Origin of the sequence: Jannaschia donghaensis (assembly GCF_001403795.1) — a bacterium.
GTDB lineage: Bacteria > Pseudomonadota > Alphaproteobacteria > Rhodobacterales > Rhodobacteraceae > Jannaschia > Jannaschia donghaensis.
This window is the reverse complement of sequence record NZ_CXSU01000012.1, coordinates 1,467,170-1,493,087: the sequence shown is the minus strand read 5'-3', so window position 1 is coordinate 1,493,087 and position 25,918 is coordinate 1,467,170. Positions and strand designations below refer to the sequence as shown.

Genomic DNA, 25,918 nt, shown 5'->3' with positions numbered 1-25,918 from the left:
ACCCTTTGAAATGTTGGACGTTTCCAGTTATCTATGGACCTACTCTAATCCATCTAAACTAATTCAGGTACGCAAATGCCCATGAAATTGGATCGTCCACGCCTTTATGTGGATTTCAACGAGATGCAAAGCGACAAGCGCGTTTTGCTTTCTAAAACAGATTCCAAATTGGATTCTGAGGGAAACGTAATTCAGCTCTCAGAGGGGCTTAGCGTCTATATTTATCAAGACGACCCAGATATCGACGGCCAAGACGATAACCTAATTGCTGACGGAACCTGCGTTAAAAACGATGCAAATGATTGGTCCCGTCTGGCCCGCTGGTCCTGTGAAATCGACCAATTGGGTATTCGGCATCAATCAGACATTCCCAAACTTGATCAGGAATCCTAGCGCCTCTTTGGGCTTGGAACCCACATTCGCAGTCTCCCAAAAACGACCGTTTTAGAACGTTGGTGAAGGTCGGCAGTGCGGACGAAGCGGCCATTCGACATCCGGCCAGCAAGGTCTGTTTAGTGCGGGCACCTCTAAAACAAGCTGAGTCTTTCAAAAAATCCCTTGCGAGGTTCGCAGGCCCCAAATGGGCTTGCAATTAGCAATCTGGGTCGCTCGACGGTTTGAAAAGCCATCCGACGAGGTGACCAATTGTAAACATTGGTTTCGCCTTCGGTTTCGATCAGAAGCAGACCGTGAAAATACCAAGCGTCTCCAATTTTGTAGCCAGACCGAGTTGTGTAGAAAGATAATCCACGTAATCCCATGATTGCATGCAGCTCTTTGTCTATAGGGCTGTGCTCCCCAATGCAGAATGGACGGTTCGAAGAGATTTCAACAGCGCTTGAGTAAGCGAGTGGGACCACCGCTAGTGACCAAACTCCGACCAAGACAGGAAACAAGAAAATACCAAAGACAACTGACCAAGCCTTTTGCCCAACGGCTGAAACCAACAGAATGGATGTAACACAGGCCAGCGTCAGAGCAGTCCCGTGTAGAATGGTCATCTCTGTTCCGCCTACAGCCAATGCCATAGAAATGAAAGTCACGAACACCCCGGCGCTCAATATCACCAGGGCAAGGACTACGGCGAAAACTACCGGCATTCTCCAGCGACTAACGACAGAAAGCGCTAAAATGGCGAATGGCATCAGAGGCAAACCAGCAATCGACCATCCCAGCCAAGTCGCTTTTGGCAGTGTTGGGTCTGTCAGTGGAACTGGAACAAAACCAAGGGCGATGATGACAGCTCCTATGAGCGCTGCATATCTTTGAACATAAGAGATGACTGCTTGTCCTCCACCGCACTGGTCGCCAGTACGTCAATTCGATTTCGCAATAGCAGACGTTGGCGGAAAAGCAGCATTCTTGCAAGATGGGCTCGAAGCGGACCTTTCCTGCCTCGAAGTCGCCTTGCGGCGGTGCAGCGCCAAGCCCGCGTCGAGGTGGTCTGAATATCGGCTTCCAACCTCGAAGCTTGGAGGGCTCGCTGCTGCTGCGAAGGTCGGCTGTCCGCCCCGTGAGACCGCCACCAGTTTACCAGGCTTCGTCCCCATCGCCTGCATCCGGCTCTGCACGCACTATCTTGTCAACATGCCCTAAGAGTTTTCAAAAAATAAGGGTCCACATACGTTATCATAAATTGATAACTTGCCGTAGGTAGCTCGCGCGCTCATAGTTACCTTTACGGTAGGGGGCGCGGAATGCGACAGACATGGCCGATCTGGTGCCTTTGCACCGCTTTAATTCTAAACATCTTCCAACTGCTAGCGAGTCCGATAGCAAGTGTTATTGATGAGCCCGCTATCCGTGCAGCGATAGCGGAAGGAACCAGGGCATTCGGAATGACGCAGTTCGGGTCGTGTACAAGTCAGCTCGAACATATCGCGAGCAACGCTGATCCGAATGCAATCACAATCGGTGGGATTCAACCTGTTTTCTTGGTAGAGCTAGTCCTGCTTCTGACAACTTTTCTTTTGATATTCCTTGTATATTCTAAAAGCCAGCCACTACTTGCGGAACATCCCGAAGTGTATTCGACGAAGTGGACTCTGGTCGCAGGGCTAGCATTGTTTCTAGTAGATCAAGCCCGATACCTTAGTACGTCTGTTTTTCCTGAAACGAAAAATTTCTTTACTTGGAGTAGCTATTGCCTCCAAGGTGATCTTTCATGGCTTTTTGACGCACTCGCATACGTTCCCGTCTATTTCGGGCTTGGCTTCGCCCTAGCAACATTTATACGCGGAACGGGCCGCGTGACCCCTAAGAATGCAATCTTGGGTCATCACTCTATTGGGTTGGCTAGCGAGCATTACTTGATTACCGGGACTTTTCCTGGACCGCTTGGATAAGTTCTGGATTCTTCATATTGTGGACGATAGGAACCGGTATTAATGTCGGCTCTAGCAAGTTCTATTCCGCGCAAGCTGCGTTAATTCTGGCTTTGATTTTATCGCTTGTGTTTTACTCGGGGTATAGATCATTTGTGCTGAATCGATGGTATCGGTATAGGTTCGAGGAAGCCCGCATAGAACTGGCTCTCGAACGGGGAATGGATCCTTCAACCGTTACGGATCATGACGTGCAGCAAGCATCCGTAAAAGCTAATCCGTTTATCGACTACATCGGACCTCATGGAACAAGCTTTGGAAAGCTGATCGTTTCCATAGGCATCCCAATAATTGGGTATCTAAGCATCCAGCATGAAACCCTTGAGGCGTGGCTGGATGTGGCAAAGCGCATACTGCTCGGGTGAACAACTTGTTAAAGCAAATCAATTCTTGAGGACTCCTGAAGAGATGAACGTAAAAGAGGACGCTACCCAAATTTTTGTGTCTTCAAGTGGTCTATTGCCCGCTAATTACCCACGGCAACCTATGATTGAAGGAAAGTGCGTTGAACTCCGTCTTCGGACCGCCTGGTTGTTGAGCCTTCGGCCTTCTATGCTGTACCGTAACGAATTTCTGCTTCCCGCCCATCAAGGCCACTGGCCATCCAGAACCTCTCAGGTTTTGTTGAACCCCGTCAGCTCGGGAAACCAAGCAGTTCATACACTTCATCATGGCTACTCTACGCCCCGCCGTCACGCCCGTGCACCTTCGACGTCAACTTTAAGGAACACCAGTCCGTACTGTCGCCCCTCGCTCTGAAATTTTTCAACTCCCCGCGCAAGAAGGTCCGTGCGCACGGCCCGCCATGTCGTCCCACTTTCCTGCGCAAGGATCGACGCCGTCACGAACCGTGCATGAAATGCGTCAGCATCTTTCTGGTTGATGTACAGTGCCTTATGTCCTGTCGCAGGGTTCACCATCTTCGTCGCCGGTGTATGGCCATCCTTGACCAGCCGCTCAAAGTTCCGATGGGCCCTCAAGCCCAGAATCCGCGCGAATTCAGGAACCGTCTTCGGCCGATCATCCGTAGCGCCAGCAGGTGAACCTGCAAGATCCTCCACGTCTGACCGCATTACGAAGATCGATGCGTAGCCTGCAAGACCATCCTGCTTTCCACATCGAACCGATCCTGCCTCTATCGCCTTGAGCAGGGACCGCAGACCCGTTCGCATGCGCGCGGCCGCCCGTGAAATGTGTTCCCAGCCGTCCTGTGACGGACCCACGGGGGCCGCGTAATTGAGGATCCCATCAACGAACGCCCTTCCATCCGACGGAAACCAAGGGGCCCGAAACCCCGCCCGGTTCGTGACAGGGAAGATCAAGCCCTCTCGAACTAGTGCTTCGAATTGCGTGATAGATGTCCCCATATGACGCTCCATCTCACGTCGGCCCACGAGATTTGGAATGTCATCGAGAAGAGGTTTGAACGCCTGTGCGTCAAAAGTCGCCAAACCATCTGGACGGGGGTCGGCCTTATCGATGGCGTTCTTCGCCACCAGCAATTCGCGCAGCACGCTTGGTATCATCCCCGTTTCGTCTGAGGCACTGCGAACAGAGTGCAGTCTGCGTTCGCCGGTCACCGTACCAATGACGGTCTCACCACCTGCGATAGGCCAAGTCTCCATTATCTGGTCTCGGACGAGGTCCCGGAAAGCGTCGAACGCCGGCTCACCAGCCAGGTCCCGGGAAAAGACTTCGTACATTTCACCAAAGACGTGTTTGGCCTTATGTTGACCATCGGTGGCGAGGGCGGTGAGGGCTTTGAGAGCCTGCCTGATCTCAGCGTCTCCTTTTGAGGCGACGTCAAAGCCCACGCGGGCTCTGGCCCGGAGGAGTTCTTCATCCTGAGCAACAGGCCATTGATCCAGGCGAAGAAGCTGACCTCCGAGGAGCCGACAGAACTCGGCGGCCGCGTAAGTCCCATATGCCGAGAGTGCGGTATCGTCTTGGCCATAGCTTAGCCGCACATCAAGCCAGATATCATAGCCGGACGGATCGGCGGCCGATGCGTCCAATGCTCCCGATATCACATCGGCCTGGATCGCTCGCAACTGCGCCCGCATGTCACGTCGTTCCAAGACAGTCTCGGCTTTCCATAATAGGACTAAAGGCCGCCGGTGGCGAATGCAGACGTGTTGATACCGCAGCTGCCAATCGCCCCGCATCGCCATGGCCTCCAGCGCCGGGCCGCCATGTCGTTCGGCATCTTCGCGAAGGCAGGTCGGACAGCCGCGGACCGTTGATCCGCGGAGTGCCCGTGTGACGAAGATTTCATCGCGGAACCGCATGCGAACGTCGCCGATCGCCTCGCCAGACCAGGTGGCCAAGTCTTCGACAACGGTCTCGTTGAACCCTGCGACGGCAACCAACTTTTTGAGTGCAATCCGATCGACGTTTGCGACCCTCTTGATCGAGATACCGATCTCGAAAGCAAGCTCGGTCGGATCGATCTGAAGACGAGAAGCCAGACGCGAAAGAAGGGAGAGCGCCGTCTCCCGGGGTACGGGGGGCACAAGGGGTTGCGCGGGATCTGTCATATTTGCTTGGTATCGCCTGAACTATTCGGCGGCCATTCCAAATCTTCCAATCGAAGAGTTAGACATCGACCCCATTCTGCCTCCATCCACCGACACATGGCACATATGGCTACGATACTCCTGCTTCATGGGATGTTTGAAAGCGAACGATGAAACAATCACTTTTTCCGGTGAAACGACGATTCCGGCAGGACGGTTTCCCAGGCGTCTTGTCTGATGCCGTACTGGAAGTCTTCGCCACAATCCGATTTGCGCCATCTGATGATCGCGCCGATCTTCGCGTCCGAGGCTGTCGTGCCTTTCGGCAGCGACCAGGATTTTGCCATCCGCCCGAGAATGTCACCACGGGTGTCAAAGATGAGCCACCTGTCATCGACGACCCTCAATTCGATCCGGTCGCCGACGACGCTATTTCGAACAGCCGCATGGGTTTGATTGGAGACGGGCAGGCGGCCCGCATACGACAGGTCGACCGTCGTTAGGGAGGGAGCCAAGTACTCTGACCCTGCCGGGATCAAAGTATGGTCGGCGGGTGCGTAGTCCCTTTTAAGAAATGTCCTTCCCGACTTCGAAAGAAACCGGTGCCGTCCGCTGGCCATTATGGCGAGTGTCTTCCGCGCCCGTGTCATCGCCACATAGAACAGACGCCGCGGGGCTTCGGCATCCTCGCCCTTCGATGTCCTGTCCCATCCCCCGTCCAGGATACAGACATGGTCGAACTCCAGACCTTTCGAGCGGTGGGCCGTTAGCAGAAGCAGGCCATGTTGTTCGCCGCGTGCGTCGCGGGCCCATTCCGCCAGCCATTCGATCACGTCGGGGACCGGCATCACCTGACTGCCGATTTCCCGCGCGAGGTCGGCGATGCCGGTCGCGATGAGCCTGGTCCAACGGTTCGGGGCCTGCCGGTTCAGCAGGACCAGGAGATCATCGATACCGGACATCTTTGCGGGGTCGCCGCGCAGGGCATCGACGATTGCCTGCATCTCGCGAAGCCGCCAGATGCTCGGCAGCTTTTCGTTCGCCATTTCGACGGGAGTGCCCAGTTTTTCGGCGTAAGCACGGACAGGTGCGAGAGACTTCCAGTTTCGCGCAATGACAGCGGCACGCGTCCAATTCCAATCCGGATCCAGACGTGAAAGGCGTATCAGCTCATCAATGGCGGCAATCGCTTGCGGTACGTCCCCAGGCGATACTTGAAAATGCTGGACTCTGCCGTGAGCGACAGGATCGGCCGCAGCCATCCTGCCACCTGCGGGCTCCATCCTGCGGGCAGCGTTCACGGTGATATCGTGCCCGTCCTTCATGCGACCCGGAGCCTCGCCGATCACCGCATTGGCGGCCTCAACGATATGGCGCGTCGAGCGGTAGTTCTCGACGAGGAACGTCGGCTTGGCCCGGTAGTCCTCCTCGAACTTGCGGATGTAGGTGACCGCTGCGCCTTTGAAGGCATAGACATTCTGATCGTCATCGCCGACCGCGAATAGGCTCAGCTTCAGGTCAGGATCCTCCAGCGACCGCCCGGCCACAGCGGAGATCAGGCCGTACTCGGCCGGGCCGATATCCTGATACTCATCGACGAGGATCCAGCGAAAGCCCTGCATCAGCGCGTCCCTCTGCGCTTCCGCCTCGGCCCGGCTCAGACCGTCTCCCGTAAGTTGCCGTGTCGCCTCCGCCAGAACCGCGTCGAAGTCGCGCCCCTCTGCTGCCATATCCACGAAGCTTGCACCGACGAGCCGCATCGCAAGGGCGTGGCATGTAGAGATCGTCACCCCGGTCGCATCGTTGCCGACGAGGTGTCGCAGGCGCGCGCGGATCTCGGCGGCCGCGTGACGATTGTAGGTCAGCACGAGGATGCCGCGCGGGTCCTCCCGCTTGATCCGGAGCAGGTAAGCGATGCGGTGGACGAGGACACGCGTCTTTCCCGATCCGGGACCGGCGAGAACGAGGACATTCGTTTGCTCGCGGTCGTCGGCCACGATGTCCTGCTGCACGCGGTTGCCAAGATCGTCGACGATCCTCTTCCAGGACGCACTGGAGGTCTGCCGGCGGATCTCGGTGCTTTTTCCGGGAAGCCAGCGGTCGAGGAAGCTGTCCTTCTCGCGCGTGAAGTAGTCATGCGAAAGGTTTTCGGCCGCTTTCATATCTTCCAAGCCGGCTTCGGCATAAGCCGCCATGACGTGGGTCTGGATGGTCTGTTCGGCATAGTGCTCTTCGAGCGGCAGGAAATTTGCCTGCGTGAACCGTCCGCCCTTCGGGTTCATCAACACCGTGATTGCAGGGCGGAACACCGTCAGGCCCTTGCCGAGTGTCACGACACCCTGCTCATGCATCCAGAGCAGCGCGCGCTCGAGCATCTTGGTCATGTCCCTGATACCACTGCTCGCCAGCAAGGCATCCGATGTTAGCGCCGCGAGGAGGTCTCCGACGGTGGTCTCGACCTGAAGGTCCTTGCCACGGGTCCCCTTCGCGAGTTTCCCCGCCAGATGAGCGAGAAGGAGACCGCCGGCCTGAGCCCGCAGTTCGGCCACTTGCTCGACGGTGCCCCAGGACCTCTCAAGGTGGACGTGGAGCGTGTTTCGGGTGGCCTTACGCAACCGGATATTGCCGCGCCCGCCGTCCCGGTCCCGTCCGTCCCGGGTCATGCCGCGCAAGAGCTTTTCAACGAGGTCCGGACGGACCTGAGAATGGCCGGCGTTGCGCAGAACCTGACACGTCTCAGCCAGATGAAGGGGGTGACCTGTGGAGGCGTCCGCGTCCGGGGCAGCTTCCTGCATCGCCGCGACGAGAGCTTTCTCAAGCGCGAAGGCGTCTGCAAGTCGCGCCGTCGACTGTCCTTCGACGCCGACGTGCAGAAACACTGTCACCGCCATGTCGTTGCGTGCGATCCCGAGGCGTTCGAGATCGGCCATCGCTTTCGAGAGCTGCGATGGCGCGAGGCTGCTTGCGCCGCAGAGCTCGTCCGTGGAAATGCCTTGGTCGGGTGGAGCGTTCATCAAATGGCCTACGATGGCCAGCAACGCCTTCTGCTGTGCGCTGGTAATATTCGCTGCCTTCAACAGGGCGCGGGCGTCTTCGATCGTTCGCACCAATAGAGAGGACGGAAAGACCTGAACCCGGTTCTCCTCCCGACTGACGAGCGTTGCTTCCTCCAGCCAGGAAACGGCCGTCTTCACGCGCGTGTCTTCGGTCGACGTATCCCGGATGAATTCATGATCCGTCTCGGCACGAACGATCTCACCGGGGGTTGCGACGACAGTGCCAGACTTCCGCGTTTTCTCGTCGATCTGGCGCAACGCCCGCAGGATGGCTCCGATCTCATGACGCGCAAGCCGCGACCGCGCCGTCAACGAGAACTGTCGCTCCACGTCTTCGGGCGTGTAAAGCAGGACGCAACTCGCGGCATCGCGGTCGCGCCCGGCGCGTCCTGCCTCCTGGAGGTAGTTTTCCAGCGATCCGGGGATATCGCCATGGACGACCAGACGAATGTCGGGCTTGTCTATACCCATGCCAAAAGCGTTGGTCGCGGCGATAATTCGGAGTTCACCGACACGAAAGCGTTCCTGGATGTCCTTCTTCACCTCCGCCGTCAGTCCGGCGTGGAAGTGCTCGGCGGACATTCCTTGCTGCTTGAGGAAGTCGGCCACCCGTTCGGTCTCACGCCGGGATGAGCAATAGACTACGGCCCCCGATGCTCCTTCAGATGGCAGCTTATCGGCGATGACGTCCAGAATGTCCGAGAGCTTCGTGTTACGTCCGGTCTCCTGAACGCCAAATGTCAGGTTCGTCCGGCTTGCGCCGCCATCAAGAAGGAGGAGATCCACTCCGACGCGTGTCATGAAGTGCTCCCGGATGTCCCGAACCACGTCGGGTTTCGCGGTCGCCGTCAGGCAGAGCACGGGTGCAGAGTCCTGATCGCCCGAAAACTCCTTGATGAAGCGACCTATGTATCGATAGTCCGGTCGGAAGTCGTGGCCCCACTTTGAGACACAGTGCGCTTCGTCGAGGACCCAGAGGCCGATCTCCCGCTGCTTGAGCACGGACCGGACGGAGACGCTCCGCAGCTGTTCGGGAGAGATGATCAGCATCGCCGCTTCGCCAAGACGAACCTTGTCTAGCGCGTCCTGCCGTTCAGGCATGGATAGCATGCCGTTTATCGTCACGGCTGAGGAAATGCCCGCGCGTTCCATGCCCTGCACTTGATCGGCCATCAGGGCGACGAGAGGCGAGATCACCACAGTCAGCGCCCCTGTCTTGTCAAATCGCGAGAGGGCCGGAATCTGGTAGCAAACGGACTTGCCAGTACCAGTTGGCAGAATGCCGAGTACGCTCGTGCCGCTCATCGCCTCGTCGACGATCCGTTCCTGAAGCGGGCGGCCCGTTTTGTCGACCGGGGCAGGGCGAAACGCTTCGAACCCGAACCAGCGATCGAGCGCCTGAACGGGATCGTTCATCTTGGCGCACCACGCACAATCTGGAGCCTTGCAAGACGTGTCGCGAAGGTGGCGCACAATGATCGCGGCTTCCGGAAATTGCGCGCGGACCCACGGCGGCATCACGGAGTCGCCGCCTGCGACCATTATCCATGAAAGTGCATAGGCGATCGGCCACCCAAGACGCCGGTCCTCCAGGCGTCCTAATGTTTGTTGAAGCCGCTTGCCGCACGCATTGCCATCGAGCAGGCGGTGGATCGCGGCCGTCGTGTCCGCCTTATCCGGAACCGGTGCCCTTCGGACAGACGTGAAGACCGCATCGAAGCCGCCCGAACGCTCCATGCGCGTCGCGAGGAAATGAAATGCAGCCAAGGTATCCGGCGTCTCGACGTGCATCTCCCGCAGGGCAACAAGCTGGTTCGCCAAGACATCAAAGACCAGTTTTGCGTCAAGCTCTGGATCATTTACGTGACCTGCTTGGAGGCGGCCGTCCTGATAGTGCTTCACAAGCCGGTGGTACGGATTGCGCGGGAAGGCGAGGGGGTTCAACCAAAGTGTATCGATCGGGGCTTCGATGATCTCTGCCAGTCGAGGACGCGCTGCGACGAGGTGTTCGAGATCGTGGCGAAGAACATTGTGACCGAGAAGATGCTTATAATCGACCAGCTGTCTCTCAAGCCGATCCAGATCGGCAGCCATATCTGTCCCACTAGAAACCACTTCAGGGGTCGCGCCTGCCGAAACAGCGGCAAACGCGAAGACTTTCGCAGTCTGAGGGTTTACCTCCAGATCGACTGACAGGCAGCAATTTAAGAGTTTGTCGACATCAGTCATGCATGAATAACGGCAGTTCGCTTCGGATGAATGTTTGAAACTGCCGGCATCAAAGATCGCCGATCAGCATGCTCTCTGGCTTGTTGCCGGCCTCCATGGCATCTTTGAAAGATGCCGACTGCCGCCCGCGTCCGCTCCAGGTCATCGCTTCATTCTCGGGATGGCGATACTTCGGCTTGACCGGCAAACCTACCTTTTTCTTAGTTTTCTAACCTTGCAGTGACCTGCCCCCCGCTGATCTCTCGTTCATAACGAGAGTCTAAGGTTTGATTTTGGTAGTCGTCGGTTTCGGGCTTGGCAAGCGCGCCGGTCGCGGACCTCTCAAATTGCTCAGGCGTGAGGCGCGCTTCGGCAGTGTTTTGTTCCCGAACGATGAGTCCGGCCTGACGGTGTTGTAATCGTAACGCCAGAGCGCCAGTTTCCGGCGGGTGTCGTCCAGGGTATCAAATATCTCCTCGTTCAGCCGTTCGTCGCGCAGGCTGCCGTTGAATGACTCGATAAAGTCGTTCTGCTGCGGCTTCCATGAGTCGATATAGTGCCAAGCCATTGCGTTCTGATTGGCCTACCTCAGAATGCCCCGGTTCGTGAACTCTGTCCCGTTGTCGCTGATATTACATCCGGGTTTACCGTAGATCCGCACCGGCGCATCCTGCTCACGTGCAACTCGTGCGCCGGAGATGCTGGTGTCAGCAATCAGGCACAGGTTTTCGCGGCTGCAATTGTCTATCACCGCCAGAATGCGGAGTTTCCCGAATGTTCCGAAGCTGTAAGCAAGGAAGTCCAGAGACCAGCGCGCATTGGGATGCGCAGCCTCCGGCATCGGGGAACGCGTTCCACGGGCCCGCTTTCCGCCGATCGACTGCATCTCCTTGCGGATCTTAGGGCAGTCCGGCAGGCCCGGCGCTGCGAGATGTCGCAATCCCGCACCACTCTGAGCGCTGCCTCTCGCCGCTTGGTCAGCGTCGTCAGTTCTTTCCCAGAAGATCCTTCAGAACCACATTGTTCAGCATCGTATCGGCCAGCAGCCGCTTCAGTTTGGCGTTCTCGTCCTCCAGCGCCTTCAGCCTCGCGGCCTGCGACACCTCCATGCTGCCATACTTGAATTTCAGCTTGTAGAACGTTGCCGGGATAAGCCCGTGCCTGCGGCAAACCTCCGCAGTCGGCATGCCTGCCTCTTGCTCCTTGATCATCCCGATAATCTGCGTCGAGGGAAAGCGGCTCCTCCGCGTTCGTCTGCTCCTTCAGGGTTGGGCAGACTCTACATCATGATGGGGGCTTTCGCGGGGGGCAGGTCAAGGTCAGTGTCCCTGCACGCTCCCCGCCGGGGGTCTGTAGATAGGCTAGAACGTTCACCTTCCCGTAGCTTGCGGTTACCGGCTATCGTTTTGGCCGGAGGTACATCATGGCTAGGATCTTGGAGACTCGGTGGTATCCGCACGACCTCTCGCTGGACGAAGACATAGCCGTCATTGGAGATGTTCATGGCATGACGGAACCTCTCGGTTCGCTGCTCGATCATCTCGACGATGTGCGTGTCATCCAGCTCGGCGACCTCATCGATCGAGGTCCGGACAGTCTTGGGAGCGTCAGGACAGGTTGGGAGCGCATCCATCTTCAAGGTGGCATCCTCTTGCCCGGCAATCATGAGGGCCTTCTCTTCGAGGCCTTAGCGCACCTCGATAGACCGAAGGTGACGGGTGACGGAACGTCTTGGCACGGGTTCGCGGACCCGATCGATGCATGGCTGTCCAACGGCGGTGGATCTATGTTGAAGGAAATCGATCTGTACGGGACTCTCTCGCCGCAAGACGGCCTACGCGCTATTCGTGCTGCCCTGCCGAGCGGCTACGAGGCATGGCTTCGTTCAGCACCGTCTCATCACCGCTGCGGAGAGATTCTCGTTGTTCACGCAGGCGTCCACCACAAGGCAAAAGACCCAGAGGGGTGGCTCGCTCAGCCCCTAACGCTTGACGCTGCCAATTCCTCAAGTCCTCATCATGATCACTGGGCATGGATCCGGGGGGATTGGGCCGCATGGGCGGAGGGTTGGACGCGTTACAACGCACGCGCCGTGATTCATGGGCACACTGCACCATGGACAAGGTCGTTCGAAGATGGTTCGGAACTGTCGACGCATCTCGACAAACTCGGAACCGTCGGTCGCATCAATGTGGATGGCGGTAGCTATCGAAACGGCACCGTCGCAGCGGTCCATCTTCGTAAAGGCGAGTATCGGTTCCTGGGGGCGGTAAGAGGCCTTTGAGTAAGCACTGCCCTTGCCCGACGGTTGCCGCCCCCGATCAGCGATGCCGTTTACCCATGACAGAAGCTTAGCCCAGGAGTGTAAATCCCTAGCCGATTCAGTAGAAAACGCAACGCACATACGCCGTATCGAAGGGCGGAAACCGGACTTTCGCTGCGGTGCGCAATGTAATTCGGTGAGGTTCCAAAGTAGCCATTCGCATACCCCTGATTGCAGGCGAAAAGAATTAATAGCTACAAAGGGCTTATTTTCTTGCGAGCACTCGTGTAATAGTAGTGCTCGTGTCCTCCAATCTAGTGGCAGAATTTATGTTTCCTCTATCGCCTATGCCAAAAAGACTTGAAGAGAACCAAAACACTGGTGCGTTTAAAGATTTAAGAAAGCAATACAAAGGTACCTTTGCTGCCCTGGAAAGTTCGGACCCGCTCGCTACTGCACTTTCCTTCGCCGCTCTTTTGCTAAATGAAAACCTCCAGAGTTCGACCTATCGGATCGAGACCTTGGTCAATTTGGCTTTGGCATTTGGTCGCGGCAAAACCAGGCTCAAACAGAAGGATTTCCGCAGACTTTATGGGGACATGGAAAAGGGCATCGTCGCTAGACAAGAGGATCCAGCTGAGGATGTGTTCGTAAGCAACATCAGCACTATGCGTGGCAATTTCCTCGTACTTGAGGGACTAAGTGAAGGAGCTGGATACTTCCTACAGGTATTCATGCAGATGGTCGACAGTTTTCCCAAGAACGAAAGCTACGATGTGATCAGGGATCCGGTCTACGCACTGTTGACCTTGTCAGATGAAGCCTGCAAACGCGCCGGTTTGTCCAGAAACCAGCTGGGGAATGAGATGCCTCAAGCAAAGCTCACTCCACAAGACGCTGAACGAATATCGGATCTGAGAAAGTGCCTTACGTTCAGCTCGGCTGATCTCGATGATTTGGGTATAAAGCTCGACGACCTTGGCGAGTTTGGTTTTAATCCATCAGCAAGAGCAAAACTTCTCAAACAGAGTCTACTCCACAACGATCTCGAACGTTGCCCCGTGTGCAATAAGGGCGGCAATACTTTCTTGATGCTTCCGACCGCAGTCAGCGGCAGCATTCGCCGCCTTGTTTTCGAGATGGTCGTCAAAGCCTACGGGCTTGACACCTTCTTAAAAGCTTTAGCCCATGAATACTCAAAGCGACTGAAATTGATACCTTTTCTCGGAGAATTTGGTCGAGTTCAGCTAGAATTCAAGCCCGCCGGCGACACTCTCATGGCAAGTGTGTTTCGCTGGGTGGACGACGGGAGAGCGCTTCACATTCTGTTTTTCATGGATAATCTGCGTGGCTTCGAAAAAACAGGGTTTGGCGGATGGGATAAGAATCAGCCCTCTACATCCGCCGCGATCCTCGATCACATCAAGCTGGCCAAAGCGAAAGCCGAAAAAGGCGATGACTTTAAATCAGGCATAATCCTAGTAGTAGGCTGTGGGGTCGGACGAGGCATCATGCATGATGTCAGCGTCTTAGAACATGAAGACTGGGACGTGGACTTTCTCTCTGTGCACGACTTTGAGGCTCTTTCGAACAAGAATAGCTTTGCGCCGATTTCACTATGGCGACTGAAGGATGCTGAACGACAGGTTTCGGAAGCTGGAATTAAACTACTTAATATCAATGGCCTACTCAATTTGATAGCTTGGCGAGAGCAACTTGGCGGCCACTTGGTACCGCACAATCAGGTTCCAGATGCCTTGGGAGACGGAGGTGCCTGTTTGATCATGGTCGATCAGAACGCACTGCGCACATTGCGACATCAAACAAAGCAAGAAGCCGATGTTCATTCTGCCTGCAAGCTTGATGGCAGTTGGACTTTGGTCAGACGCACATCCAGTTCGTTGAGCGAAGAAGACAAATCCATTTCTCTGTACGCAGACATGCTAAGCAACGAGAGCCTTCCGGCTTTGCTGTTCGAGGATCGAGGCACCGAATGGTGGACTCAGGTAAGTGGTGTTGAGGGTAGTCCGAGAGATGCGATCTTCGAACGTTGGAGGATGCTGTCAACATGGTTGCCTCGAATTGCCCAAGCATTTGGTGTACTTGAAGAACAGCACAAACCGCCAAATCGATTGCAAATCAATGCAACCTTTGATGGTGCAATGGCTGGCCTGGCAGAGCAGCCTAAGCCGTTCTCAGAGAATGAGCTGAGGGAAACTTTTTCAGTAAGCGCTCAAACCGACGAAGCGGTAGTAACTGTGAAAGCTAATAGGAGATTTGAAGACGCCTTCTTCAATGAAGATAATGTTGCCGAAAGAGAGTGGGTGCGGGCAGCTTGCCTCGGCGTTTCTCAACTCGCAGCTGAGCCGTTGCCCACAGAGCAGTTTGAGGATCTGATAAACTCAATTGTTCCCAACAACCGTGTGCGTCAAACGCACGCCTTCCCAGCAGTGAGTTTTCGCGATTTTGTACATCACAAACTCCCTCGAAAACCAGTATTCATAAACGATGCTGACACGGGCACACTGAAGCTTTTCCTTGGTTGGAAGGTCCGTGACCGCAAACTGGGCGCAACCGTGCAAGGAAAAGCGGAGTGTACGGCCTATCTACGCCAATTAGTTGAATTTCTTGAAAATAAACTGATCAATTTCTTAAGGAAGTTTGAGAAGAAGTCTATTTTGCAAAGGCTTATCACTAACCATGAAGCTGCAATGTGCGACCAAGAGACTTGGAAAAGAACCGCCGCTGCTGTCAGTGCATTGCACGAGGACAAAGGACGCGCACTGGAGGAAATACTCAAGCACCAGTCGAAGCTTAACGCAGTCTTCCAGTCATCGCGTGTTCTAGTCGAAGTTGCTAATTGCGTTTGCGGTCTCGACGATGGCGATGCGTTTGGCGAGTTTGATCTCGCAAAGTCCATGGCGATGATGATTGAGATTATTGAATTTGGGGGATGGTCTGACGCAATTCACTACGGCGCGATGGAACCAGCACTTATGGTGGCCGCGCTTGGCGATGTGCTTGCAAACCACGACTTTTTCCAGGAGGTTGTCGTCCCGTTCGGTCAAGCTGGCATGACGTCCAGGGTTGAGCGAAGCATTCAAGGCTATGGAGATCACTTCTCGGCACCTAAGGAGAAGATTAGCGAGCCGGAAAAGAAGTTTGCGGCAGAAAAGGAGCAGTTTTCGAAGGCTTGGGAATGCGAACTTGGCTTCCCTATTGAAGCACATGGAGCTTTTGTAGTTGCTTGTGAAGAGGTGGGGCTAGCCGAGGAGAAAGCGTGTTTTGTGGTTCGAAAGTCGGAGCTTACGCGGAAGGTTCTGGACCTGAGACCGGAACTGGAGCCGCATTTGAATAAAATCTTTCATGAGCTTTCTCTGCTCCCACGATCAGACTGGAGGGTCGCTCCTGAAGGATTTACAGATCTGGATCGCCAACCTTGGAAGTTCCGTCGTCTGCTAAGTGTCCTTCGGCGTCCACTGATCCAACTCGACGACGCTGAGGATCCTGAGATCTATCTTTGGCCGGGGATGGTCGGCGACGGGGGGAAATATACTTTCACTAGGTACTGGGATGCAGAATTTCGCGAAATACAAATCCGCACGAAGGAAATGCTGCGTTGGAATGGTGCGACAAAGGATAAAACTAGCTTCAACGATCAAGTGGCTGGAAGGCTCCGTGAATTGGGTTGGACTGCAAAGTCAGACGTTGGCCTTACACAGATTTTGGGTCGATCTCAGGATGAGACGCTCGGTAACATTAAGAAGCTAGGTGATGTGGATGTCCTTGCATGGGACGAACAAAGCCGCCGCGTGATTGCTATTGAGTGCAAAGATCTTATGTACCGCCAGACGCCTGGGGAAATTGCCGAACAGTTGTCAAGTTTTCGAGGTGAACTGGATGCAAAGGGCAAGCCGGACCTCTTGCTCAAGCATCTCAACCGAGCGTCCGCCCTGCGCGCAAGTCTTGATGAGCTAAGAAAATTTACCAAGATATCCGATCCTACTTTGGAGGACTACCTCGTTTTTAGCGGCCAGGTCCCGATGGGGTACGCAAAAGAGGGTATCCGCAGCAAGGCCAACATGTTGCTTTTCGATGAAATTGGTACCCTGGCTTTGAACACCTAAGATACAAAGTGAGTACAGGTATGACAGAAAAATCTATTCTGGACTACTTCGGGAGCGTTGACCGGCCCCAACGTCTTTATTGTGGCCTATCCTCCGCTAGTCCCACAGCAGCCGCGTCCTCGTCGCCGTCGTTCGCATTTTGAAAATTCTACGCAAATGACCAAGGTCCGGTTTGACGGGCCGCGCCGCAGCATCCAACACGACACTTGGACGGCCGGTTTGGGCCGGGAGGTCAGGACGTTCTGGTGGGCTCCAGATTTGCTTAGGATAGTGTCTCGAATTCCCTAATGGACCCTACTGGAACGTGCTGCATGTTTCATGCGGGGTCTCGCCTAGGCGCACTCCAATGGCCGAGGTGACGTTTGCTTGATAGACCTTCGCCAATGAACACGTATCCGACGCTTTGCATCCGGGCGGCCGAAGCTGCCGACGCCTCTGCGCTGACGGCGCTGGCAAACCTGCCCGGCGTGCGGGACGGCACATTACGACTGCCATACACGCCCATGGCGCTCTTCGAGCGCCGTCTCTCTTCCGGTTCGGGCAACCACTTGCTCGTCGGGACGATCGAAGGGGACGGATTAAACCGGGAGGTGATCGCGCACGGCGCACTCATGCCAAACGGTGGGCGCATGGCTCACATGGGTAAAATCCTCATGTTCGTCCACGACGACCATGTCGGGCGAGGATATGGCACGGCCATCCTCTCCGCGCTTGTCGATCTTGCCGATAACTGGCTGGGGCTGCGGCGACTGGAGCTTACCGTGAATGTCGACAACGCTGCTGCGGTCAAGCTCTACGAACGGCACGGCTTCGAGGTGGAAGGCACCAAGCGTGGCGACGTCCTAAGGGCGGGCGTCCTGATCGACTCACACATGATGGGCCGACTACGGGACGCAACTCCCTATGACCCGCGGCATCTGTGATCCATCAATCGCGATCCAGGCTGAAACGTCCCGCTGGTATGGCGATGGGAAACGGACCTTCGTCCATAGCGCAGCGACTTGGTGCTTCGTCCCGCAGTCCTGCCGTTCAATTAGGTCCGCTTTCATCCGGCTGAAGCACGCCAATGAGTATCTGGAATCGGCCCGATATGTGCAGCAACAAGCGGGCATGACAGCCGGGTGGCATCGGAGCTTCCCCAATCCCCTCGTTAGTGGTCAGGCGTACTCTTGAGGCGTTTCCCGAACCGATCCGCCGCCCTCACTGCCTCTTTCATTGGCGCGTCGAAATTATCTGGCGGATTGCCACCGTCCAGCATCCCTCTGAAGGTCGCATAGGCATCGGTCTTGCTGCCATACTTTCGCAAGGTCTTCTTGTCGTTCACCATGCAAGCACTAAGACCTTTGCGTCGCTGTTGATCCGGTAGAACAGTCGACACTGTTGGAAGAATTTTGCTCGGAACCAGTGCTTCCGGTAATCGCCACGAGTATCACCGTGCCGGAACGCCGGGGCGCTCGGTTCAGCTGGTATTGCCCAGTTTGCCAGTTTGAAAATTGCCGCCAGCCGCTTCGTACAGTTCTTCTTGTACCAGTTTTTGGAGTCGCGCACCTTGCGCACTTCGACCTCCTCGATCAGCCCTTCGAGCTGGTCAAAAAAGACCGGGTGGGCATAGATAGACCATCCGTTGACGACGAGCGGCGCTTCAGCGAACGCGGCACCGCGAGTCATTCATCCTCGAGCGAGAGCGGCTCATCGAGATCGACGTCAGCGTCTCCGACCAGTGCTTTGAGACGGTCATGCAAGGCACCGTCGAACGCCCGGAGATGTTCCGGATGCGCCTTTATATCAGCTTCAACGAAATCGAGGAATGCACCGAGCGCGGGATCTGCCTCTTCGGCGCGCATGCGCTCGATATAGACTCGGCCGCTCGGCTCGGTGCAGTAGCGAATCTTATCGCCCTTTCCCAATTTCAGCTGCTTGCGTACGCCGCTCGGTACGGTCGTCTGATAGCGATCAGTGAGCTTCGAGACATCTTGAACGAGCGTGGTCATAGCAGACTCCTTAGAGGATTAGCCGTTTGCGACATTGGGCAGGTGATGCTTTTGCATTGTCGTGGCAAGCCGAGTGGCAAGGTGTACCAGTTCAGCCGATTGTCGACCTACCTCTCCGGTTATCAACGTAGGCAGCCCAAGGGGCCAGTTACTAGGCTCAGGACCTATTGATTTGGTTGCGGCGACCGAGGTTGGCTGATTCAAGCTCCCGAACCCGGAGGCCCAAGATGAGTAATTTGTACTGGCTGAGCGAAGCGCAGATGGCGCGGCTTCGACCGTACTTTCCGAAGAGCCATGGAGTGCCACGCGTTGACGACCAGCGTGTCCTGAGTGGAATTATCTTCATCAACCGCAATGGCTTGCGATGGCGCGATGCGCCCAGGGAGTACGGCCCACATAAGACCCTCTACAACCGATGGAAGCGGTGGAGCGATATGGGGGTATTTGCCAGGATCATGGTCGGGCTTGCAGCAGAGGCTTCTGACAACAGGACGATCTCCATCGACGCTACTTATCTGAACACGCACCGCACGGCTCCTAGTCTACGGTCGAAAAAGGGGGGCGCGGTCGTCTGATAGTGCGGACGAAGGGAGGGATGAATATGAAGCTGCATGCCGTCACGGATGCAGTCGGGCGGCCGATCAGGTTCTTCATAACCGCGGGAGAGGTCAGCGACTACACTGGGGCAAGGGCTCTGGTGAGCAGTTTACCAGCAGCAGATTGGCTTCTGGGCGACAGAGGGTATGATGCAGATTGGCTCCGCGAAGCCCTTGCGGACAAGGGCATAACGCCCTGCATACCCGGCCGAAAGTCACGCGGCAAACCCGTCAAATACCCGTCTCGTGACAGTGCGGCGCACTGCCCTGCCGGGCAACGGACAAGCGACGCTACAGGAAACGCAATCGCACCTCTCGTGACATCGCTGCGCGATGCACTGCCGGGCACCGATCGAGATCATATTCGGTCGCCTCAAGGACTGGAGGCGCGTGGCCACCCGCTACGACAGACCTCCAACCGCGTTCCTCTCGGCCATCGCCCTCGCCGCTACCGTACTCTTTTGGCTATGAGTCCTGAGCCTAGTCCTGGTTCCGCAGAGCTGACCTTGAGCCGCCGTCAGGATCTCCGTTCACATCGGTAAGAAGTCAGCAGAAAATCTTCGGCAATTGACGATGGCTGCAAGCTCCCGCAACCAACGCTACTGGCGCGATTTGACGAAACGCAGGGGAGGCGGGTGTCGCGCTTTACAACCCATTCGCCAACAAAATGGCTGAATCGACTGGCTCCGAGTATCACACGTGATATCAATCAACGCGAAACATGGAGTTCGGATAAGACTTTAAGCTGCTCTTTATCAAGGCTTTAAGAAGGAACGTGGGGTTGGGTTCGAATCCTACCATCCCAGCCAATATCTTTTAAGCTTTTGATAGATGTCGTAAAACCGGCTATCGTAGACCCCAGAACACCACCTGCGACTAAAGGGTGTCAGACCGCCGATATAGTCCACTTTGATTCCGGTGGCGCAGAAAGTGCGACGGCACCACAACCGTCACAGTATTTCATAGATCGCCTTATTCATCGTATCTGAAAACTGCCCATACGCCGCCGCTGAGGGATAGAATAACTGATCCCCATGCTGCTCGTATTTCGACTTTCATGGTTATGCGTCTTCTATCGAGAGCTCAGCTAGTATTTCTTTGGAGAGTAGAACTCACTTGTGGTGGACGGGTCGATATCTCGTTCACAGATCAAATTACACATCTCGTCAGACGTGACCTTTTTGCGCAGAGCCGTCCAAGGGTTTTTCTGTTGTCAAAATATTGAGTTTTCTAGTCTTCTTACACACCTTCCTCAGTCTGTTTTAAGCGATGCGCTAGGCCAGGTTCTTAGGAACGTACCGAGCGGATGTGAACCTTCGACCTGACAAGCCGGAAGGCTACTTCGTCCCGTTGAGCTTTCATCCGTATCTATACAGTGCTGCGTGCCAAGCGAATGATCGCTTTGGGAAACCCGCGCCGCAGCGCTGTGGCCGTCCGTGAACGTTTGCGGTGGGCGGTTTGTGTCCCACCGGCATCAGGCGGCTGCGTCGGCAGTAGGCATATCCCGTGCGAGGAAGCCACCCGATTGCCGCTGCCAGAGCCTGGCGTAGAGCCCGCCCATCGCCAGCAGTGCTTCGTGGGTGCCAACCTCAGCGATCCGGCCGTCTTCCAACACCACAATGCGATCCATTGCCGCGATGGTCGACAGGCGGTGGGCGATCGCCAGCGTCGTCTTGCCCGCCATCAGCCGATCGAGATTGACCTGGATCGCGGCCTCGGCTTCGCTGTCGAGCGCGCTTGTCGCCTCGTCCAAAATCAGGATCGGAGCATCCTTCAGAAGGGCGCGCGCGATCGTCACGCGCTGCCGCTGACCGCCCGAAAGTTTGACGCCCCGGTCGCCGACGTAGGCGTCCAGCCCGCGGCGTCCCTTGTCGTCGCGTAAATCGCGGATGAACTCCATCGCCTGTGCTGCCTCTGCTGCGGCCTCGACCTCGGTATCCGTGGCGTCCGGGCGACCGTACCGGATGTTGTCGCGGATCGACCGGTGCAGCAGATCGACGTCCTGCGTCACCACGCCGATGCGACGCCGCAGGGACGCCTGCGTCACGCCGCGCACGTCCTGGCCGTCGACGGCGATCTGCCCGGCGTCGACGTCGCGTAACCGCATCAGCAACGACACGAGCGTCGATTTGCCCGCGCCCGAAAGACCCACAAGCGCAACCCGCTCCCCGGGGGCCAGGTCCAGCGACAGATCGCGGACCACCGGGTCGGCGTCGCCATAGCCGAAGGTGACGTTGTCGAAGGTGACGCCCCCCTTGGGCACCGACAGGTCGGGCGCATCCGGCGCGTCCGTGAGGGTGGGCGGCGTGGTCATGATGGGCATCGCGTCGGCGATTGTCCCGTACGCACGACTGATCGATTGCCCCAAACCAATGAACATCCCCGAAGACGCCGAAAGCGTGCGCGCGATCGCGGCAGCCGCAACGAAGTCGCCCAGTGTGACGAACCCAACGACAAGCCCCCAGAGACCCACCGCGAAGATCGACACGACAAGCGACACGTTGAGCAGATGCACCAGAGCGTCGGTCGATACATAGGCGCGGTTTTCGCGGTGCTGGGTGTCGATGGTCTGGCCGATGACCTTGCGGATGGCCCCGGCCTCGCTGTCTTCGGCGGCGAAAAGTTTGACCATCGCGATGTTGGAGTAAACGTCCGTCATTGCCCCCGTCGCCCGGCTGGTGGCGGCGGCCACCTTGCGCGATCTCGCGGCATAGACGGGCACGGCGAACCAGGCCAGCACGACGTTCAGGGCGATCCAGACCACCACCGGCAGGGCCAGCATCGGCGACAGCGCGACAAGAAGCGCCGCGGCCCCGCCAAAGGACACCACGACGCGGGGCACCATCTGCATCGCGATCATCATCGACCGCTGGACGGCACCGGTGACCTGACCGATGCGGCTGGCGACCTGTCCCGCAAAGACATCTTCGAAAAACGCGACGTCCTGCCTCTCGACCGCCTTGTGGGACTGCCAACGCATCGCGGCCGGCAACAGCACCTGAACCGTCTGCGCCATGAACGCCCCGCGCACGAAGGTGACAAGCGGGTCGATCACCGCAAAGAGCACGATCAACGCGCCGAGCATCCATGCCTCGGAGGACACGAACGTCGCAGCGCCTTGCGTCGTCACGCCGTCGACCACGAAGGCGAGGGCCCAGACAACGGTCAATCCGATCCCGGCAGAGATCACAGACAGCACGCTCACCGCGATCAGCACGCCGCGGAACAGCCGGGCAAAATGCCAGATCAAGGCCCAGACCCCGCTGCCGGGCATCGGGCTGACGGGAAGGTCGAAAGGGCGGACGAGGGTCTCGAACGGGCGAAAGATACGGTCAGCTAAACTCATGAGGAAGAACATAGGATTAATGCCCAAAGTTTCCCGCATCACAGCGTCCATCTCTGCTTCGCGCCGTCCGGTTGAGCCCCAACCCGGTCCGGTTGCCAAGATGCTGCGCCACCTCCGAAGTCGGTTTCGAGCCCAGAAGCACCGATGCCGCGGTGCCCCAGAGCGGCGGCTTCGGGGGACGGGTGCATTTCGGCGGTCGAGCTTCACGCGCCTGTGGTCGGAACGGCAAGCCGACCGGTTATACCTCCGTGATCGCTATATTCTGCTGGTGGCCCGGGCGGAGCGTCGGCGTCGGGTCGAGGACGGTCCATTCAAGTGGGGATATCACGTCGGTCATCAGACAGGGCCTGCTCGCAAGAACCCGGAGCACCCTTAATGCCGCCCCCACCACCGCCATGCCATACAAGAACGCCGAGAAAGAGTTCGGGCGACTTACAATCGATCAGACATCAGCGCCCCACATCAAGCCATCCGCGACGTTTTCAGGAGCTGAAGCGTTGGGCCGCTGACCAATCTCTGTACCCTAACACTCACCGATGAGAGCCGATTCTGGCGGCCCCGCGATCTTTTGAGGGCCGCCTTCGTCATCCCACTCAAGCGCGCCACGGATCAGTCGATCCTTGGAACCTGCGGCGAACAATCCGTAGGCCGTGCCTTGGTTCATCCCACTCTCTTGCGCAGGGATGCCAGCGATCGTGAATAATACCTCACCTTCGGCCAGGATCAGTGCCACGGCCAACTCACGGCTTTCCGTGCATCCGACGATCAGGCTTCGCTCGCCGAGCGGGATTTGCACTGCCGCGAGACCAGTCGCCTCCCATAACGGCAGTTCTTGCCAAGTCGCCGTGGAGGCGGAGTTGCCCTGCCCCTCAGAAGGCAGGACCTTCGAAACTGCCTCGACTTGCATCGCCGTCGCCTCCTCGGCCTCCTTGGCAGCCTCTTGCGGGGCAGGAGGGGCTTGCCCGAACAACACTGCAAGCCGCGCTTCATCCAGGGTCCCGAGAGCATCGGCACAAGCGGTGTCTCCGTCTGCCCAGTCTGTGACGACGACCGATGCGTCTTCGAAGTGTCTTCCCCCAGACTGCGACGTCCCCAGATGCGGCATCAGACGCCAGAGCTGCACAACCAACGCGCGTCGCCCTGCCGAGGAGGGCGTCGCATGCACGATGCAGGTCGCCATGTGATCGGACGTCGGCCCGCCACGCGTCGCCGCAAGCGATTGACCTGCCGGGATCAGCGGCAGGGTTTTGTCACTCCCGGCATAGAATGTCGCCTGACCGTCGGACGCGATGTTCCATGTCGAAAACTCGATCGTCGCCACAAACGTCTCGTCAAAGCCACCTCCCATCGAGGGGCCGTAGTAACCGCCGATCCAGCCGAGGCTTCCCCAGTCGGCAAAGACGACGACGCGCCCCATCTCGCTCTCGATACGCGGGGGCAAGCCCCCGTCTTCAACACTCAGGGACTGCATCGTGCTCAAGACTGGAATGCCTTCCGATACGGCTGCATCCACCACGGTGGAGAGTCCGGCCACCTGCGCCGCACCGTCCGCTGCCCGGACGACGACGCCGATCAGGCCTTTCTCGACCGTGGCGACCGGTGCGCCCAGAGTGAACCCGCTGAGAGCAGGGTTCCTGAGCGTCAACAGGTCACCCGCGCCGCCGGAGATAGGTACGGGCGAGACCGGCACCTCCCACCCCTCGAAGGAGTTCTGCGTGACGAAGACCGCCACCGGGGGATCGGTCGCCGGGTCGAAAGATCCGACCATGGGCATGGCGGTTATCGGATTGGCATCGAACTTGGCCTGACTTTCCGTTTCAAGCGCCGCGACCGATATCCACGCCATCCCCTCAAGTGCCGATGCAGCCTTGCTGCCGGGTCTAAGTGGGCTGCAGGGGCCGTCGGCCCAATACCGCAAACACGGCTCATCTGCGCTCAGCACCGCATTCGATGTGAGAAAGAAACCTGCCTCCGGGACATCTCCGACCCATGTGGCGGTCGCCAACGGCGTCCCCTCCGGACTCTCGATCATGGCCCCATGGACCAGAAGCTCAACCTGTTCCTGCCCCTGAATCGGACTAGCGACACAGAGCGCGACGGCGACCAGAGCAGACCTCATCGCGTTGCCTCCAGCTTCCGGCCATCGAACCGCCAGTCGACCTCGCAGATCTGTGTCGGGCCTCCGCAGGTGGCCCCCGTCGTGGTGGTTCGCAATGCGACCTTATCGAAGATCCGCCTGACGAACCGAGGTTTGAGACCCATCATCTGCTGATGCGTGCCGGGGCCGGTCAGCAGCACATCGATCCGACAGAGAGCTGCGCCGCAAAAACCCGCACCGCGTCCCTTTGTACGGTCGTCGCACGTGACACCGGCCCAGTCGAGCACGACATCCTCCCGCCCGTCTCCGTCAAGATCGGCGGTTTCCTCGGCCCCTACCGCGAGACTATACCCACCGCCGCACGTCGAAGCGATCAGCTGGCCGAACTGAACGGTCGTGCCATATGGCACCTCGCCGGGCGCATCTTGATCGGCCGCGGAGGGCACATCGCTCGCCGACACCAGCGCGCAATCCGCCAAGGCACCTTCAATGGCCCGAGATGATCCGCGGAGCCGAATAATCTGGGGCTGCTGATCCGGTGGTGCCACCCGGGCGACGTTGCCCGCCTTCAGCGCCGCGATCAGGTCGGCACTTGGGGTCGCCGTCCAGAGACCGTCAGGGGGGTAATGCTCTCCGAACGGTTCGAAGCTACGGCCGTCGACTTCGACCACGAAGGCTTCCTCGCGGGTTTCCCCGGCCCGCGCCGGGTAGCCGAGCGTAAAGAGAAATGGAGCGCCTTCGCGACAGGTGAGCGATAGAACGAAGGCGTCGTTCTCGGCAGAGCCTCGGGCCGTCGGGCGGTCCGAAATCCAACCCCCCTGCGGAGCAAGCTGCCAATCGGCCAAGGTTGCGCTGGCCCACAAGCAGACCATCGTCGCGATCGTCAGACCTCTCATTATGTGTCCTTCCTTGCCGTTAGGTAAAGAAAAGCACAACCACCTACGCAGGTCCATAATGACATCGGAAGACGCTTCATCTCTGTATCCGGTCGATGGATCAGCGCATTTCGCTCTCTGAGACTTGATCCGTTTTTCTAGCTGCTTTTTCGCGAGGGGCTTACTAATCGTGGAAATCATTTCTGAAGATGCGCAGACCTTTGGGTGCCCGCGGGCAATGGCCGCCAGGGTCCGCACAACAGGCAATGGGCAGCCCGTAAATCAAGATCAACTTTGGGACGTTCAGCGGCCACAACCCTACGTTTTTGGCGTCAGCGCAAACGAACTCCTCTGGCGGGAGGTCGTCATGGAATTCCCGCCCAACTAGCGCATGTGACTTCAAACGGGGGCGATATTCCGCCCGCGATGTACGCCCGTCGTCGCCTGTCCAGCGACGG

13 protein-coding genes and 3 pseudogenes are annotated in these 25,918 nt (G+C 57.4%); 6 read left to right on the top strand and 10 right to left on the bottom strand.

The genetic code is table 11. The features are described 5' to 3' along the window. The first annotated feature begins 81 nt into the window (after window positions 1-81). Window positions 82-393 (top strand): hypothetical protein, encoded by a 312-nt coding sequence (locus JDO7802_RS16590; RefSeq protein WP_144430654.1) that lies wholly within the window; start codon window positions 82-84, stop codon window positions 391-393. A 134-nt stretch (window positions 394-527) separates the two neighbouring features. Here JDO7802_RS16590 and JDO7802_RS18070 read toward each other — a convergent pair whose 3' ends face one another. Continuing rightward, window positions 528-1,145 (bottom strand): hypothetical protein, encoded by a 618-nt coding sequence (locus JDO7802_RS18070; RefSeq protein ID WP_144430653.1) that lies wholly within the window; start codon window positions 1,143-1,145, stop codon window positions 528-530. Window positions 1,146-2,545: 1,400 nt separating this feature from the next. On the opposite strand from JDO7802_RS18070, the gene JDO7802_RS18065 reads away from it, so the two are divergent. Further along, the gene (locus JDO7802_RS18065; protein WP_144430652.1) at window positions 2,546-2,749 is read left to right on the top strand and encodes a hypothetical protein; all 204 of its coding nucleotides are present in this window, start codon (window positions 2,546-2,548) and stop codon (window positions 2,747-2,749) included. A 327-nt stretch (window positions 2,750-3,076) separates the two neighbouring features. On the opposite strand, the gene JDO7802_RS16585 is transcribed toward JDO7802_RS18065, so the two are convergent. The 4 genes and pseudogenes from JDO7802_RS16585 to JDO7802_RS17775 form a co-directional block, all read right to left on the bottom strand. Next, window positions 3,077-4,921 carry a TniQ family protein gene (locus tag JDO7802_RS16585; protein ID WP_055087022.1) on the bottom strand — a complete coding sequence of 615 codons (1,845 nt, stop codon included), beginning with the start codon at window positions 4,919-4,921 and terminating at the stop codon, window positions 3,077-3,079. Between the two features lie 158 nt (window positions 4,922-5,079). Further along, window positions 5,080-10,185 (bottom strand): RecQ family ATP-dependent DNA helicase, encoded by a 5,106-nt coding sequence (locus JDO7802_RS16580; RefSeq protein ID WP_055087021.1) that lies wholly within the window; start codon window positions 10,183-10,185, stop codon window positions 5,080-5,082. Window positions 10,186-10,234: 49 nt separating this feature from the next. Continuing rightward, entirely contained in the window at window positions 10,235-10,372 is a 138-nt protein-coding gene (locus tag JDO7802_RS17780) for an H-NS histone family protein (RefSeq protein WP_083481210.1), read from the bottom strand. 13 nt (window positions 10,373-10,385) lie between these two features. Further along, window positions 10,386-11,375, bottom strand: a pseudogene (locus JDO7802_RS17775) (integrase core domain-containing protein). 212 nt (window positions 11,376-11,587) lie between these two features. On the opposite strand from JDO7802_RS17775, the gene JDO7802_RS17770 reads away from it, so the two are divergent. From JDO7802_RS17770 to JDO7802_RS16555, 3 genes are all read left to right on the top strand, one after another. Further along, a complete protein-coding gene (locus tag JDO7802_RS17770; RefSeq protein ID WP_083481209.1) occupies window positions 11,588-12,448 on the top strand; it encodes a metallophosphoesterase in 861 nt (286 codons plus the stop codon). A gap of 281 nt (window positions 12,449-12,729) precedes the next feature. Then, window positions 12,730-16,554, top strand: coding sequence for an anti-phage protein Upx-like protein (locus tag JDO7802_RS16560; RefSeq protein ID WP_144430651.1), 3,825 nt, complete (start codon window positions 12,730-12,732; stop codon window positions 16,552-16,554). Between the two features lie 383 nt (window positions 16,555-16,937). Beyond that, window positions 16,938-17,477 (top strand): GNAT family N-acetyltransferase, encoded by a 540-nt coding sequence (locus JDO7802_RS16555; RefSeq protein ID WP_055087017.1) that lies wholly within the window; start codon window positions 16,938-16,940, stop codon window positions 17,475-17,477. 227 nt (window positions 17,478-17,704) lie between these two features. Here the strand turns inward: JDO7802_RS16555 and JDO7802_RS16550 are convergent. Both JDO7802_RS16550 and JDO7802_RS16545 read right to left on the bottom strand, forming a co-directional pair. Next, window positions 17,705-18,222: pseudogene (locus JDO7802_RS16550) on the bottom strand (type II toxin-antitoxin system YhaV family toxin). Continuing rightward, window positions 18,219-18,545, bottom strand: coding sequence for a type II toxin-antitoxin system PrlF family antitoxin (locus JDO7802_RS16545; protein ID WP_055087016.1), 327 nt, complete (start codon window positions 18,543-18,545; stop codon window positions 18,219-18,221). Before JDO7802_RS16545 ends, JDO7802_RS16550 begins: the two are co-directional and overlap by 4 nt. Window positions 18,546-18,772: 227 nt before the next feature. On the opposite strand from JDO7802_RS16545, the pseudogene JDO7802_RS17765 reads away from it, so the two are divergent. Further along, window positions 18,773-19,612 (top strand): annotated as a pseudogene (locus tag JDO7802_RS17765) (IS5 family transposase). A 1,003-nt stretch (window positions 19,613-20,615) separates the two neighbouring features. Here the strand turns inward: JDO7802_RS17765 and JDO7802_RS16530 are convergent. From JDO7802_RS16530 to JDO7802_RS16520, 3 genes are all read right to left on the bottom strand, one after another. Next, window positions 20,616-22,499, bottom strand: a complete 1,884-nt coding sequence (locus tag JDO7802_RS16530) for an ABC transporter ATP-binding protein (protein WP_245624217.1) — start codon at window positions 22,497-22,499, stop codon at window positions 20,616-20,618. A gap of 511 nt (window positions 22,500-23,010) precedes the next feature. Beyond that, the gene (locus JDO7802_RS16525) at window positions 23,011-24,333 is read right to left on the bottom strand and encodes a hypothetical protein (RefSeq protein WP_187298165.1); all 1,323 of its coding nucleotides are present in this window, start codon (window positions 24,331-24,333) and stop codon (window positions 23,011-23,013) included. Window positions 24,334-24,602: 269 nt separating this feature from the next. After that, complete coding sequence (locus JDO7802_RS16520) at window positions 24,603-25,661, bottom strand: hypothetical protein (RefSeq protein WP_144430649.1); 1,059 nt, start codon at window positions 25,659-25,661, stop codon at window positions 24,603-24,605. Window positions 25,662-25,918 lie beyond the last annotated feature (257 nt).

What these genes read in the sequence shown, in the direction of transcription:
- JDO7802_RS16590 (WP_144430654.1), top strand. Translation starts at nt 82, where the DNA reads ATGAAATTGGATCGTCCACGCCTTTATGTGGATTTCAACGAGATGCAA.
- JDO7802_RS18070 (WP_144430653.1), bottom strand. Translation starts at nt 1,145, where the DNA reads ATGCCATTCGCCATTTTAGCGCTTTCTGTCGTTAGTCGCTGGAGAATG.
- JDO7802_RS18065 (WP_144430652.1), top strand. Translation starts at nt 2,546, where the DNA reads ATGGATCCTTCAACCGTTACGGATCATGACGTGCAGCAAGCATCCGTA.
- JDO7802_RS16585 (WP_055087022.1), bottom strand. Translation starts at nt 4,921, where the DNA reads ATGACAGATCCCGCGCAACCCCTTGTGCCCCCCGTACCCCGGGAGACG.
- JDO7802_RS16580 (WP_055087021.1), bottom strand. Translation starts at nt 10,185, where the DNA reads ATGACTGATGTCGACAAACTCTTAAATTGCTGCCTGTCAGTCGATCTG.
- JDO7802_RS17770 (WP_083481209.1), top strand. Translation starts at nt 11,588, where the DNA reads ATGGCTAGGATCTTGGAGACTCGGTGGTATCCGCACGACCTCTCGCTG.
- JDO7802_RS16555 (WP_055087017.1), top strand. Translation starts at nt 16,938, where the DNA reads ATGAACACGTATCCGACGCTTTGCATCCGGGCGGCCGAAGCTGCCGAC.
- JDO7802_RS16545 (WP_055087016.1), bottom strand. Translation starts at nt 18,545, where the DNA reads ATGACCACGCTCGTTCAAGATGTCTCGAAGCTCACTGATCGCTATCAG.
- JDO7802_RS16530 (WP_245624217.1), bottom strand. Translation starts at nt 22,499, where the DNA reads ATGTTCTTCCTCATGAGTTTAGCTGACCGTATCTTTCGCCCGTTCGAG.
- JDO7802_RS16525 (WP_187298165.1), bottom strand. Translation starts at nt 24,333, where the DNA reads ATGGCGTGGATATCGGTCGCGGCGCTTGAAACGGAAAGTCAGGCCAAG.
- JDO7802_RS16520 (WP_144430649.1), bottom strand. Translation starts at nt 25,661, where the DNA reads ATGATTTCCACGATTAGTAAGCCCCTCGCGAAAAAGCAGCTAGAAAAA.